Below are 13,761 nucleotides of genomic sequence, written 5' to 3' on the forward strand. Positions count from 1 at the left end.
AGCCGGCCGCTTGCGAGCAGCCTGGGCGCCGCTTTGCCTGCGATTTTTGCAGGGGCAGCACCCCTCACTCAAGGAAACGCCATGAACAAGAACATCTACCGCCTCGTCTGGTCCCGGGCCCGGGGGGCTTGGGTGGTTGCTGGAGAATGGGCTCGTGCAATGGGTAAGGCGGGCGGCCAACGCCGTCGCATGCGCCCGCGTCTGCGTCAGACCACGGCGGCCATGATCAGTGGCAGTCTGTTGGCGCAAGCGTTGCTGCCCGTGTCGGTTGCCGCGCAAGGGATTCCCACGCTGGGCCCAACTCGCCCCTCGCCGCAGGAGGCCTCGGCTGCCGAAGACCGCTCCTGGGAGCACAGGCTCGCCGCCCAGGCGCAATCCCTTGCACAGGCTCAAGCCGAGCGCGAGCCGGGAGCGCGCCTGGACGCCGACTATCTCAAGCGCGAGGCGCAGGCGCAGGCCAATGACGTCTTGCGCGGCGGCGTGAGCCTAGCGCGGGAGTCCGGCCTGCCATTTTTGCGCAACCTGCAAGGCGCCGTGAACGTCGATTTCGACTCCGGCCGCAGTTCCGTGCAACTGAATACGATCGACGAGGTGTTTCGTGCCGGGCCTGCCACCGGGTTGGTGCAGGTGGGTGCGCATAACCAGAACAGCCGCCCCACGGGTAATGTCGGCGCGGTCTACCGGCACGAGGTCCATGAGGCGCTGATGGTGGGCGCCAATGGTTTTCTGGACTATGAGTTTGGCAAACAGCATCTGCGAGGCTCGCTCGGGATCGAGGCTATTGCCCCGGAGTTCAGCCTGCATGGCAATGTGTACGTACCGATCTCCGGTTGGAAAGGCGCCAAACGCGACAATCGCCGGGAGGAAAAACCCGCCTCGGGTATGGATGTGGGCGTCCAATACAGTCCTGCCTTCGCGCCCGGACTGAGCCTGAAGACGTCGTACTTCCGCTGGAATGGCGCCCATGTGGACTATTACGACAGCGGTCGCAGTCAGGCCGGTGCCAAAGGCTTCAAGGTCGGGGTGGAGTACCGTCCCGTACCCGTGCTGAGTCTGGGCCTGGAGCAGACACAGGTCATGGGCGGAGGTGGGCAGACGCGCTTGCAGCTTGGGCTGTCCGTAAATCTGTCGGAGCCGCTGTCCAAGCAGTTGCGCCGCCCAGACTCCGACGCACCCGTCTTCTCGTTGGATGGCCGCCGCCACACCCTGGTCGAGCGCGAGAACCGCATTGTGCTCAAGACGCGACGCAAGCAGATCGTTTTGCCACTGACCGTGACTTCCGTCTCCACGCGGCAGGCCGACGGCCGCATCACCATAAGCGGTCTAACCCATGCGGGAGCAACGGTCACGGTGCGCCTGCCGGATGGTTCGACGGGAGTTGCGGGCGCCGACGCTGCGGGCCGCTTCACGTACCTGTCGGCCGAGGATCAGCCCTCCGGCCTGATCGTGCTGCGAGCCCGCAATGCCGAAGGCGACAGCAGCCGCGAAGTAAGCTACCAGTACGTGGATGAAGTGCGCCCGGGCAGCTTGCGGGTGGCGGTTACCTCCCTGGTGACGCAGCCCGTGGTGCGTTCGCTGGAAGTCAGCGGCCGCACGGAACCGCAGGCGGATGTGCAGGTGTCTTTCCCGAATGGCGAATCGATCGCCGCCAAGGCGGACGATCAGGGGATGTTCAAGGTACGGTCCAAGCGCGAGGTCAAGCAGGGGCAGGTCGTGGTGCAAGCCACCCATCCGCAGACCGGGATGCGGGTAAGCACGAGCACCCATTATCAGCCTCCAAGCGTGCAGGCGCCTACTATCGAGACGGTCGTCACCGAGGCGAAAACCGGGCGCGTCACCGTGACCGGCAAGGCCGACCCCGGCGCACGCGTGGACGTTCGTTTTCCGGACGGTTCCTCGCAACGTACGGTGGCAGGCAAGGATGGCATGTACCAGGTCGTCTCGGCTGGCGACATGGTGTCCGGCGACATCAGAGCCCAGGCGACGGGGCAAGACGGCAGCACGAGCCCGGTTGCGGTTCAGGCTTATGACGACGCCCAGGACACCACGCCGCCAGAGGCGCCTGAAATCCGCCTTATCACCACCGACGATGCCTCCGGCCGCGTGGCTGTCAACGGGCGGGCCGAGCGGGGCGCAGACGTCACGGTGAACTTCCCGGACGGCACGGTCCAGCGCGTGGTCGCTGCCGATGACGGCAGCTATCGGGTGGTGTCTGAGACGGACATGGTGGCCGGGGACATCCAGGTTGTTGCGGCGGACGCTGCCGGCAATAAGAGCGCAGTGTCCACTCACCGCTACGTGGATGTCGTGGACAAAACCGCCCCGGCCGCGCCCATCATCACCGCCGTCACCGAAAATCCCGCCGACGGCCGCCTCACGGTCGCGGGCAAGGCCGAGCCAGGTGCGCAGATTGACATCGTCTTCCCGGATGGAACGCTTGCGCAGGTCGTAGCGGGGGACGATGGCAGCTACGAAGCGACGTCTACGCGCGATATGGTGTCGGGCGGGATTGATGTCAGGGCCAAAGATAAGGTCGGCAATCTGAGCGAGGTGACGACGCGCCATTTCGACGATCGCGTGGATAAAACAGCGCCGGCGGAGCCGACGATCACCACCGTCGTCACGGATCCGGCCACGGGGCGTGTGACCGTGAGCGGAAAGACGGAGCCGAAAGCGCAGGTCACCGTCAGTTTCCCGGACAGCACGGTGGCTCAGGGCGTTGCCGGCGACGATGGCATGTTCAGCGTGACCTCTGCGGGCGATATGGTCGGTGGCGACATCCGCGTGCAGGCCGTCGACCAGGCGGGCAACCAGAGTCCGCAGGCCAGGCAGCGCTACGATGATGCTCCGGATACAACCCCGCCGGCGCCACCAAGCATTACTAGCGTGGTCACCGATCCGAAGACGGGCCGGGTGACGGTCAAGGGCAGCTCCGAGGCAGGGGCCGAGGTCACGGTAACGTTCCCGGGAGGTGCCAGCCAGAAGGTCAGGGCCGGCGCCGACGGCAGTTACAGCGCAAAATCGGCGGAGGACGTCATGACGGGCACGATACAGGTCGAGGCGGCCGACTTGGCGGGCAACAAGAGCCCTCGGATGACTCATGAGTACATGGACACGGTAGACAAGACTGCGCCAGACGTCGACATCGACAGGCTTGAAGAGGACCGCTCGACAGGGCGTGTGACGGTCATTGGTACGGGCGAGCCGGGCGCGCGGGTTATGGTTACCTTCCCCGACGACTCGACCAAGACCGGCGATATCGACGCCAGTGGCAATTTCCGGGTGGAGTCCGACAATGACTTGGAAACGGGATACATCGAGGTGACTTCCCAAGATAAGGCAGGCAACACCAGCCGGGTGTCGCGCGTGCTGCATACGGACAAGGTAGATAAAACGGCGCCTGCCGCGCCCATCATCGCTGAGGTGACGACGGACCCGACGTCGGGTCGGGTGACCGTCAAAGGTCAGACCGAGCGCGGCGCGCAGGTCGAGATTGACTTCCCGGATGGTTCAAAACAGACGGGTACGGCCGACGGGTCAGGTAATTTTTCGGTCACGTCGGCGAACGACCAGCCTTCGGGGCAGATCACGGCTACCGCTAGCGACAAGGCGCGCAACAGAAGTGCACCGGCCACCCGGCAGTACACCGACACGGTGGATAAAGACGCGCCCGACATGCCGACGATTGCCGATGCCGTTACCGATATGACGACGGGCCAGGTCACCGTGACAGGTAAGGCGGAAGCCGAGGCCACCGTGACCGTCAGCTTCCCCGGCGGGGGCAGCAAAACCGTTCAGGCGGGAAAAGATGGCAGGTACTCGGTGCAGTCTGACGATGATGTGCCCGCGGGGACCATCACGGTCACCGCCAGGGATGCGGCAGGCAACACGAGCCAACCGACCAAGAAGAACTACACCGATAGTTTCGCTCAGACCCATCGAATATCGCGGTTGGACACCAACCCGCAGAACGGTATTGTGACGGTAAGTGGCAAGGCACAGCCCAATGAGGCACTGGTGCTGCGTTTGCCCAACGGCGACGAAGTGAGTCTGTCAGCGCAGACCGATGGAAGCTTCACCGCGTCGTCGACCACTGACGTGCCGGCCGGTGAGGTCCAACTGTTGTCCCGGGCCAATGGCCAGCAGACGGTATTGGCCAAACGTGCGTACACAGATACCTTTACCAAAGGACGCAGCGATCCGTCGTTGAGTACCGCTATCCAGTATCGCTTCTTCGGTGTGCGGCCTCAGGAAACAAGCGCGACACTCATGAGTCTGTATATGGCGACCTTCCGTAAAGGCCCCCCCGTGGTGCAGATCTTGGATGCTTCGCAGCAAGACAAGGAACTGGCCAAACGTGCAGCCAAAGCGTTTACCTTGAAGATCGTGCCCGACTACAACCAGCAGAAGTATGACGTGCAGGTCTCCTGGCCGGCGGGGACGTTTACCGACGCCGACACCGGCCGGCTGACCAATTTGAAGGTCAAGATCTTTGATACGGGAACGGGGAACTACCTCGCGACTCGCGGGCAGATCTACTTCGAGCCGCCGCACAACTGAGTCGACGGCAGGCCGTCTTGCGGCGGCCTGCCGGGGCAAATGATGGGCTGCCGGTTTGATGGCTAGGTCTGTTCTCGACACAAACGGGCCGCTCGATCAGTCGGGCCATCCATATAGACGAGCCGCGTTGTCGGCCATGACAGCATTCCAATCTGCCTGGCTGCCCACCCAATCTGCCAGGCGCTCCAACGCCTGGGCGTCGTCGATGGGATGAAAGGGTTCAATCCCTTGCGCTGATCGCGCCACGCCAGGCCATGCTCCGGGGTGAGGCCAATCGCTTCCCCACAGCAGCCGGTCGCTGCGGCAAGCGACGAGCCCCTGTACCAAGGGCCGCATGTCTTCATGGGCCGCCGCTGCTGAAGCACGCTGCGCGGCCGATAGCTTGATATACACATTGCCCGAGGCCAACAAATCCAGGAGGCAGCGGTATCCCGCTTGCGTAACGCCGGCTTCGCCGCGCAGACCCGCGAAGTGGTCCAACACCACGGGGACGGCCAATCGGGCAATTTCATCGGCCAGACGCTCGATGACAGCCAGGCTGGCGAAGACCTGGACGTGCCAGCCAAGCTGCTCGACACGTGCGCTTGCGTCGAGCAGCAGGGTGCGCGCGACATCCGGGTCGTTTTGGCCGCCGGTCTTCAGGTTGACGCGAACGCCCCGAGCGCCCCGTGCGTGCATGTCCCGCAGACTGCTCAACGACGTGTGAGCGTCCATGACGACGACCGCTCTGGCGGCATCGTCATCCTTGGGATCGTAGGCGCTGAGGGCGTCCAGCGTGCAGCGGTTGTCTGCCCCATACGGACTGGGTTGCACGATGACCACGCGCGAGATGCCGAGTTTGCCGTGCTGCGTGCGCAACTGCTGGATGCTGGCTGGCCCCGGCGTGTAGACGCGGGACGGATCGAAAGGGTAAGCAGACGGCGGACCGAAGACGTGGGTGTGACAGTCGCATGCGCCTTCGGGCATGGATAAGGGAGCCCGCAGGCCTGGATTCTGGGCGTGCGTCACGGGTGTCATAGTTTCTCGATCTTGGCTGATACCATGACGTCACCCCACTTCTTGATATCCGCCAACTGAAGCGCTCTTACCGTCTTGGCATCGCCATATTGCGCCACGATGCCCAAATCAAGAAAGCGCTTCTTTACGCTTTCCATTGTGAGTATGTCGGCGAGTTCCCGGTTGATGCGTTCAACGACTTCGGGGGGAGTTCCAGCCCGAGCGGCCAGCCCGTTCCAGGCCTCAACGACATAGCCGTCCAATCCACTGCTGGCGATGGTCGGAATCTGCGGCAGGGCCGGAAAGGGCTGGGCGGTGCTCACGCCCAAAACCCGCAATGCGCCGTCGGCCATATGTGGCACCACGGGCGCCAGGGTATCGATGATCAGTTGCACATCCCCGCTGCGCGCGGCGGCCACTACATCTCCGGACGATCGATAGGGCACGGTAACTGCTGAGATACCTGCCATCGATTTGAAAAGCTCGGCGGCAAAAAATTGCGCGCTGCCGACTTGCACCGTACCGATGCTGAGCTTGCCGGGATTTTGCTTGGCAAAGTCGATGACATCCTGAATCTTATGAAACGCGGATTTTCCGGAGACGGCAAAGGCGTAGCCGAAACTGGCAGCCTGGGCGATCATGTCGAAGTCTTTGACCGTATCAAACGGCAGCGACTTCATCAGTACCGGCGAGATGCCGAAGTTGCCCGAGGCCGCCATCAGCAAGGTGTAACCGTCGGCGGGCGCGTTAAGCGCGGCCTGCGAGGCGACGATGCCCCCGGCGCCCGGCCGGTTGTCGATGACGATCGCTTGCTTGAGGCGTTCGGCCAGCAAGGGGGCAACGATACGCCAGCTCAGGTCGGCTGTGCCTCCGGCGGCGTATCCCATCACCAGCTTGATGGTGGATTGCGGGTAGGACGCCGCGACGGCAGGCAATGCGACCAGCGCACTGGCCAATGGCGCGGCGGCGCAAAGCTTAATGAACATTCGTCTGTGCATTGCTGTCTCCATTTTTCTTATTGGTGTCACTGGATGGTGAATCGCCCCGGGTTTCCTAGACACCTAGTTGCCTCACAATTAAGGCGATATGGAGGTGTGTATGGAAGGCAAGACATCGCGGCAGCGATTCTCAGAAGAGTTCAAGGTACAGGCGGTAAAGCAAGTCACCGAAGGGGGACACAAGGTCGGCGATGTTGCGACACGATTAGGCGTGAGTCCCCACAGCCTTTATGCATGGCTCAAGCGGTATTCGGGCAGTCCTGAGCAGCGGACGCATCAAGATAGCCAGAGCGCGGAGGTCCGTCGGCTTAAGGCTGAGCTCAAGCGGGTGAGCGAGGAGCGCGACATCCTAAAAAAGGCCGCCGCGTACTTTGCCAAGCAGTCCGGGTGAAGTACGCGTTTATCAAGGCCCATGAGGAGCAATACGCTGTGCGTCGCCTATGCGCAGTTTTGGGGGTACATCCCAGCGGCTATTACGCTTGGAAGGTGCAGCCTGTGAGTGCGCGCGGGGCACAGGATAAGCGCGTCGGCGCGCTCATCGAGCAGTGCTGGGAAGACAGTGGCCGGATCTACGGTTATCGTAAGATCAGCAGTGACTTGAACGATATGGGAGAGCGGTGTGGCAAGCACCGCGTGGCCCGCTTGATGCGCCAAGCTGGCTTGCGATCACACACAGGATACGGCCGTCGTCCGGGAGGCCGAGGTACTCGTCCCAGCGTTGTTGCTCCGAACCATCTACAACGCCAGTTCCGGGTCGATGCCCCCAACCAGGTCTGGGTGACCGACATTACCTACATCCGAACACACGAAGGTTGGCTCTATCTTGCCGCGGTATTGGATCTGTTCTCGCGGCAGATCGTGGGCTGGTCCATGAGCGATCGGATGACCCGAGAACTTGCCATCAACGCATTGCTGGCTGCGGTCTGGCGTCGTAAACCAGAGGCCGAAGTACTCGTGCATTCAGACCAAGGGAGTCAGTTCAGCAGTCATGACTGGCAAGACTTCCTGAAAGCCCATCGGTTGCGCCCCAGCATGAGCAGACGAGGAAACTGCTATGACAACGCCGTTGCTGAGAGCTTCTTTCAGTTGCTCAAGCGTGAAAGAATCCGACGCAAGATCTATTCCACTCGCGACCAGGCACGCGCCGATGTGTTTGACTATATCGAGTTGTTCTACAACCCACGACGGCGCCACAGCTATATCGGCCAGGTTTCTCCGGTAGAGTTCGAACGGCGCTACTTTTTGATGAACGGGACTGTCTAAGAAACCCGGGGCGATTCATGGTGATGCGCGCATCCTTGATGACGCGTTGCCATTTTTTGTAGTCGTCACGGATATAGGCGTCGAAGGCGGCCGGACTGAGTTGCTGAATGGTTATGCCTTGTCCTTCGAGCGTCTTTCGCAAGGCGGGGTCATTGGCGGCTTTTTCGATTTCTGAGCCAAGGCGCGCGATCACCTCGGGTGGCGTGGCTTTGGGAGCGACCACGCCAAACCAGGTCGCCGCATCAAACCCGGGCGCAACGGTTTCGGCGATGGTGGGCACGTCCGGGGCTGCCGGCGAGCGTTTGGCCGTGGAAATGGCCAGGGCCTTCAGGCGCCCGCTTTGCACCAATGGCAGGGCGATCTGGAGGTTGCTGAACATGATGGGAATCTGGTTGCCCATGACATCGGTGAGAGCCGGCTGCTCGCCTTTGTAGACGATATGCGAGAGCTTCGTACCCGTGGACAGTCCTAATAGTTCGCCGGCCATATGTGGCGTAGAGCCGACTCCTCCAGACCCATAATCGATTTTTCCTGGCTCACGCTTGGCTTTGGCGACGAGCTCGGCGACGGTTTTGGCCGGGAAGGCTGGATTGGCCACCAACAGCAGCGGCGCCGTGGCCAGCATGCCGGCGCCGGCAAATGATTGGCTCGGGTCTGCATTGTCTGGGCGCATCAACAGGGGCCCTACGGCCAATGTCGATTGTGTTCCCATCAGCAGGGTGTAGCCATCGGGTTTGGATTTGGCCACGTAGTCCGCGCCGATCATGCCGCTGGCGCCGGTGCGGTTTTCGACCACGACGGTCTGGCCCAGGCCCTCGCTCATCCGCGCGGCCAGCGCACGAGCGACGCTGTCGACCGCGCCGCCTGCGGCAAAAGGCACGATGAGAGTGACTTGCCGCTGCGGCCAGGCCGCCGCCGCTGTGGACGTCATGCCCAAAGCACCCACGAACAAGGCAGAGGAGAGGAAGCTGCGTTTAAGCATGGGGGTCTCCTGGGTCAGGCTTGCACCGACAAAGCTGCGCGCACACCGTTTGTCCATTGCTGGGCGGAGCTTGTCAGAAAGCTGACGTCGGTCTGGGTGGTGACGAACTGCGCGCCGCCCTTGATGGCTTTGACCTGGCGCTCCACATTGCGATTGCCTCCGCAACCGGCGTATTTTCCGTGTTTGCGCGCCACGTCGATGACGCGAGCCTGTGCAGCGACGAGTTCGGGGTCATCGAACTGGCCTGCCTTACCGATGTTGGCGGCGAAGTCGTTCGTCCCCATGTGAATGACGTCCATGCCCGGCACGGCGCAGATTTCTTCGATGTTGGCCAGGCCTTCAGCGGTTTCGACCATGCACACCAGCAGGCAGACGTCGTTGAGCTCTGAGATGCTCTGCGACAGCGGCAGCGCTTTGTAGTCAAAGTGCGGATACCCGCCCGCCACGGAGCGTTTTCCCAATGGCGCGAAACGGCAGATCTCGACTGCACGGCGCGCGTCGGCTGCGGTGTTGACATCCGGGTAGACGATGCCGGTGACGCCATTGTCCAGCAGCAGCGAAACGTCGGGGTCGTTGACACTTTTGACCCGCACCACAGGTGCTATGCCGATTGCCAGAGCGGTCTGGGCGATCTGATGGACCGTCTCCAGGTTAAAGATGGAGTGCTGCGTGTCCAGAAAAATGAAGTCGTGTCCCGTGGCTTTGGCGATGCGCGCGATATCGGCCGAGCGGCCCAGGCGGATATTCATGCCGAGGGCGACGTCGCCGTTCTGCAGGCGTTGTTTAACGGGGTTGACGGGAAGCAGTGAGGGCATTTCGTGTTCCTGGTGTGAAAGAAATATATGTTCAGGCGACGCGGGATTCGGGTTGGCCGCCCTCGAGTACCTTGAAGAGTTCTTGCGCGACTTGCAGGGAACTGCGTTCCTGGGTTTCGGCCGTTCCGCCGCCGGCATGCGGCGTGGCCACTACCGTGGGCAGGCTCAGAAGGGGGTGTTCGGAGACGGGGGGCTCACGTTCTTGCCAGACATCCAGGCCAGCGCCGAAGATGTGTCCGGATCGGATGGCGTCATAGAGATCGGCTTCGTGGACGATACCCCCACGGGAGACATTGACCACGATGGCGCCCTCGCGCATGGCGGCCAGCTCTCGGGCGCCCACCATGTGGCGTGTGGCGTCGGTCAGCGGAACATGAACTGTCAGAAGGTCCAGGCGAGGCCAGAGTGCCTCCAGTCTGTCGATGCGCTCATGATCGATGAACGCCCAGGGATCGTTCTGTGCTCTGGGCTTGTAGAAAGGGTCGTAGGCAAGGACTTGGCAGCCAAAGGCCGCCTGAAACTTGGCAGCGGCCCGGACTCCGATATTGCCCATGCCGATGACGCCCACCGTCTTGCCTTGCAGACCCAGGCCCAGCAGTTTTGGTCGTTCGATTTCTTCCCCCGCTCGAATCATGCGGTCGAACTGTCCTACTCGCCGGGCTACCGCAAGCGCCAGTGCGAGCGCCAATTCGGCCACCGCCTCGCTATTGACACCTGGCGTGTTGGCCACCACGATGCCGTGCCGCCGGGCGGCATCCAGGTCGATGGTGTTGACGCCAACGCCCTGTTTGACGACGGCCTTGAGCCGCCTGGCCTTGGCAAAGTCTGCCTCTGTAAGAGGTGTCATACGGACCATGACGCCATCGGCGTCTTCGTGCCAGTGGGCGCGGCGCGGATCGTTGAAAGGAATCACTTCGGCGCGGCCGTTCAGCCACTGCGGACCTGAGGGGTGAAAGGCGTCGAGCACGTAGATTTTCTTCATTGGCGGAATTCACTTGAAAAGGAAGGGGACCTGAGAGGCCGCGCATAATCGGCGGAGGTGGTCGGCAAGCGCAGGCGGGACCGGAATTCCTTGACGGCTGCGGCGTTCGCGCGCCGCTGCTTCCAGATCACCGTGCACGAGAACGGGGCTGGCCTCTGTTGCCGGGGGCGTGGCGCGCAGTGTGTCCAGAAGGACATCCATATCGTCGCCAAAGGTCTCGGCGCTGCCAAAGGCCGCTGGATCGATGGCGCAAAAGAAATGACCGAGATTGTCTGGATCCTGCGTCCGCTGCGTCTTGATTCGCACCGGAGAAAACGAGGCGCCCGACAGCGTGCCGGCCAGGATGTGCACCATCATGGCCAGGCCATGTCCCTTGTGGCTGGACATTTCGCGGCTGCCTCCCAGTGGCGTTAGACCGCCCCCGATTTCCTTGGGCCGCTTGAACAGGATGTCCATAGCCTGTGCCGCGTCAGTCACCGAGGCGGCGTGCTCATCCACCACCCAGCCCGCGGGCAGCGGATCGGCGCGCAGCTCGTAGACCTTGACCTTGTTTGACGCGGCCGAGCTGGTGGCCATGTCCAGCACGAATGGAGGATTGCGCCGGGCGGGCGCGGCGAAGGCGATCGGGTTGGTGCCGAGTACCGGGACACGGGCGCCCGTGGGTACGGTATTGATGGTGCGTGTGGAGCTGGTGCACAGGCCGATCATGCCTTCAGCGCTGGCCAGGCGCACGTAATAGCCCGCGGCGCCGAAATGATGCGAATTGCGCACGCAGGCAACGCCCACGCCGTGAGCCCGGGCGGCGTCGATGGCTATTCGCATGCCCATGACGGCTGGCGTGTGCCCCAGGCCGGCATCGGCATCGATGAGCGCTGTCGCGCCCGCCTGCCGGACCACGTGTGGCCGCGCCTGCAGATTCAGCCGGCCGTTGCGGCGCGACGTGTCATAGTCCATGAGCATGGACAGGCCATGCGAGTCGACGCCCGACAGGTCGGTGTCGACCATGACTTCGGCGCTGGTCTGCGCTTGAGATGGCGCAATGCCCCAGGCCAGCAATAGCGACAGGATCTGTTCCCGCACCTGGGCTGCCGTGGGCATCAGCCAGCCCTTCATGTCGTCGGCCAGCGTATTGGCATAGGTCATTTGAAGATCGCGGTCAGGCTGACGTCGTGACGGGCATGCGGGTCGTCTCCGTAGGCCACATGGATAGCTGCCTCATGGCGATCGAGGTAACGGATGCGGCCATCGGTTTGGGCCAGTGGTACGTCGTGTCCTGGGATCACGATGCTGTCCGGTTTGCGCCGCCAGTGCTGCCATATCAGGTCGATGCTGGCCTTGGACTGCGCAGCATCGAGGGCCGCTTCGCAGATACCAGAAGCCAGTTCGGCACGCGTTTTTGCCGCATCACCGAGAAATAGGGCGTCGCGTTCCGCGCCCTGCAGAACAAAGAACAGGTGGCCTGGCGTGTGCCCGGGTACCGCGTGGGCGTACAGATGGGGCAGGGGCTGGTCGCCATCGTTCAGGCGGCGCAATCGAGGTGAATGGCTAAGCTCGCGCATGTAGAGCTCGGGGACGGGAGTTTCGCCCCAGGGCTGTCGCACGGACCAGTCCAGCTCGTCTGCCGCGATGGCCACGTGAGCATTCGGAAAGAGCACCCAGTTAATGCTGTGGTCGTGATGGGAATGGGTGAGCAGTACATCCGTGACCTCGGCAGGCGTCACCGCCAATCCCTTGAGTTTGGACATCAGCAGTTTGCGCATACCGATAGGGCCTGTGTCGATCAGTACGACGCGCCCATGTCCGCGCAACAGCGCGATCGTGCTCCAGCCCAGCCCGCCGTGGCATACCGATTTGCCCGGAAACCCGATGACGAGCAGATCTACCTCATAACCAGCGATAGTCAAACGATTCATGGTTTTGTCTCCTACGGAAATGATGGCGTCATCGCTGGCGAATGCATATTCAATTGATATGCTTTAGCCATAAGGTTGAGTTATGAATAAGGGCAGCTAGCTGGGGGCTTGGCTCCGCCTGTGCGCTAGTGTTTGTGGCCTCTACGGGTTTGCCCTTGTCGCATGCGACAGTCGCATGCAGGTCGCGCGAGCTGAGGTATAAATCCAGGTCGAATTTCATCGACTTCAGATAAAAGCAACTTATATGCTCACGCTGCGCCATATCGAGGTGTTTCATGCCGTGATGCGCACCGGTTCGGTGACGGGTGCGGCGCGTCTGTTGAACGTATCGCAGCCCGCCGTCAGCGCTGTCCTGAAACACTGTGAGGCGCGGGCACGGATCCGTCTTTTCGAACGCACCGGGCGCAGGTTGGTGCCGACTGCAGAAGCGGTCGCGCTGTTTCCGGATGTCGCCGCCATCTATGGGCGCCTCGATTCTTTGACCAGGCAAATGCAGGATTTGGCCGGCGGGCGCATCGGGGCCTTGTCGGTGGCGGGGGCCTTTCCGATCGCCAATGGTTATCTGGCCCAGGCCGTGGCCAGCTTTCTGGTGGAACGACCCAGCGTGCGGTTCGCACTGCAGTCGCTGACCTCGCCCCAAGTCATCGACCGGGTGGCCAGCCGGGAGGTCGAGCTGGGCATCGTTTACGAGCCCGTGGTCAATTCAGAGGTGCACACGGAGGAGCTGGTCAGGTCCACCGTGGCTTGTGTCATGCGCGAGGATCATCCATTGGCGGGCCACAAGGAAATCCACGCGCAGGAACTGGCTGCCTACCCCATCATCACCTATTTGCCGCAGGCCCTCATGCGCAGCTATGTGGACGGGGTGCTCAATGAGGCAGGCGTGGTGCCACATATTGCGGTGCAGGTCAGTCTGTCATTGACCGGCATGATCATGGCGTATCACGGGGCCGGTATCGCACTGGTAGAACCGTTTCTACTGGCGTCCATCAAGCTGCCTGGCCTGGTGACCGTTCCTCTGATTCCGCGGGCCGAGTTGAAAACCTTGCTCGTCTATGCCAAGTCCGCACCGCATTCGGAGCTCATGAAGCTGTTCATCCAGCACTTGCGCAAAGAAGTCACCGCCATATCGGGTGAATTACCGGTCGGCTCGCGGCCTACCCGCAGCCGGGCAGGCCGCAAAGCCGCCAGCAAGCCGTAACCACCTGGGCCCGGCGTGCCTCGCTCCCCTCCCGGCGCAACTGCGGCGGCC

At 62.4% G+C, this 13,761-nt stretch carries 9 protein-coding genes and 1 pseudogene; 3 read left to right on the top strand and 7 right to left on the bottom strand.

Annotation, left to right across the window (positions count from 1 at the left end; all coding sequences use genetic code 11):
- Positions 1-81: 81 nt before the first annotated feature.
- The gene (locus LK440_RS05395; protein ID WP_025341469.1) at positions 82-4,560 is read left to right on the top strand and encodes an inverse autotransporter beta-barrel domain-containing protein; all 4,479 of its coding nucleotides are present in this window, start codon (positions 82-84) and stop codon (positions 4,558-4,560) included.
- Between the two features lie 96 nt (positions 4,561-4,656).
- Here LK440_RS05395 and LK440_RS05400 read toward each other — a convergent pair whose 3' ends face one another.
- Both LK440_RS05400 and LK440_RS05405 read right to left on the bottom strand, forming a co-directional pair.
- Entirely contained in the window at positions 4,657-5,577 is a 921-nt protein-coding gene (locus tag LK440_RS05400) for an amidohydrolase family protein (protein WP_005014478.1), read from the bottom strand.
- On the bottom strand, positions 5,574-6,617 hold the full coding sequence (locus LK440_RS05405; RefSeq protein ID WP_227944788.1) for a Bug family tripartite tricarboxylate transporter substrate binding protein: 1,044 nt from the start codon (positions 6,615-6,617) through the stop codon (positions 5,574-5,576). The genes LK440_RS05400 and LK440_RS05405 overlap by 4 nt, the downstream gene beginning before the upstream one ends.
- Before the next feature lie 37 nt (positions 6,618-6,654).
- Here LK440_RS05405 and LK440_RS05410 point away from each other — a divergent pair.
- Positions 6,655-7,817, top strand: a protein-coding gene (locus tag LK440_RS05410) for an IS3 family transposase (RefSeq protein ID WP_370510753.1) whose coding sequence is annotated in 2 segments (ribosomal slippage) — positions 6,655-6,910 and positions 6,910-7,817 — 1,164 coding nt in all. Because the reading frame shifts where the segments join, the coding sequence is not laid out codon by codon here.
- A 91-nt stretch (positions 7,818-7,908) separates the two neighbouring features.
- Here LK440_RS05410 and LK440_RS05415 read toward each other — a convergent pair.
- The 5 genes and pseudogenes from LK440_RS05415 to LK440_RS05435 all read right to left on the bottom strand — a co-directional run.
- Positions 7,909-8,856, bottom strand: a pseudogene (locus LK440_RS05415) (Bug family tripartite tricarboxylate transporter substrate binding protein); the annotation flags it as partial.
- Positions 8,814-9,614 carry an HpcH/HpaI aldolase family protein gene (locus LK440_RS05420; protein ID WP_005014462.1) on the bottom strand — a complete coding sequence of 267 codons (801 nt, stop codon included), beginning with the start codon at positions 9,612-9,614 and terminating at the stop codon, positions 8,814-8,816. The pseudogene LK440_RS05415 and the gene LK440_RS05420, both read right to left, overlap by 43 nt.
- Before the next feature lie 31 nt (positions 9,615-9,645).
- On the bottom strand, positions 9,646-10,596 hold the full coding sequence (locus tag LK440_RS05425) for an NAD(P)-dependent oxidoreductase (RefSeq protein WP_005014461.1): 951 nt from the start codon (positions 10,594-10,596) through the stop codon (positions 9,646-9,648).
- A 9-nt stretch (positions 10,597-10,605) separates the two neighbouring features.
- Complete coding sequence (locus tag LK440_RS05430; RefSeq protein ID WP_005019667.1) at positions 10,606-11,739, bottom strand: Ldh family oxidoreductase; 1,134 nt, start codon at positions 11,737-11,739, stop codon at positions 10,606-10,608.
- Positions 11,736-12,509, bottom strand: coding sequence for an MBL fold metallo-hydrolase (locus LK440_RS05435; RefSeq protein WP_005014448.1), 774 nt, complete (start codon positions 12,507-12,509; stop codon positions 11,736-11,738). Before LK440_RS05435 ends, LK440_RS05430 begins: the two co-directional genes overlap by 4 nt.
- Positions 12,510-12,753: 244 nt before the next feature.
- Here LK440_RS05435 and LK440_RS05440 point away from each other — a divergent pair, with 244 nt between their 5' ends.
- Positions 12,754-13,710 carry a LysR family transcriptional regulator gene (locus tag LK440_RS05440; RefSeq protein ID WP_005014444.1) on the top strand — a complete coding sequence of 319 codons (957 nt, stop codon included), beginning with the start codon at positions 12,754-12,756 and terminating at the stop codon, positions 13,708-13,710.
- Positions 13,711-13,761: the final 51 nt, after the last annotated feature.

It is taken from the genome of Bordetella holmesii, from assembly GCF_020735985.1.
Taxonomy (GTDB): Bacteria; Pseudomonadota; Gammaproteobacteria; order Burkholderiales; family Burkholderiaceae_B; genus Bordetella; species Bordetella holmesii.

Excerpts from the sequence above, each read along its gene's own strand:
- LK440_RS05395 (WP_025341469.1), top strand. The coding sequence starts at position 82 with ATGAACAAGAACATCTACCGCCTCGTCTGGTCCCGGGCCCGGGGGGCT.
- LK440_RS05400 (WP_005014478.1), bottom strand. The coding sequence starts at position 5,577 with ATGACACCCGTGACGCACGCCCAGAATCCAGGCCTGCGGGCTCCCTTA.
- LK440_RS05420 (WP_005014462.1), bottom strand. The coding sequence starts at position 9,614 with ATGCCCTCACTGCTTCCCGTCAACCCCGTTAAACAACGCCTGCAGAAC.
- LK440_RS05425 (WP_005014461.1), bottom strand. The coding sequence starts at position 10,596 with ATGAAGAAAATCTACGTGCTCGACGCCTTTCACCCCTCAGGTCCGCAG.
- LK440_RS05430 (WP_005019667.1), bottom strand. The coding sequence starts at position 11,739 with ATGACCTATGCCAATACGCTGGCCGACGACATGAAGGGCTGGCTGATG.
- LK440_RS05435 (WP_005014448.1), bottom strand. The coding sequence starts at position 12,509 with ATGAATCGTTTGACTATCGCTGGTTATGAGGTAGATCTGCTCGTCATC.
- LK440_RS05440 (WP_005014444.1), top strand. The coding sequence starts at position 12,754 with ATGCTCACGCTGCGCCATATCGAGGTGTTTCATGCCGTGATGCGCACC.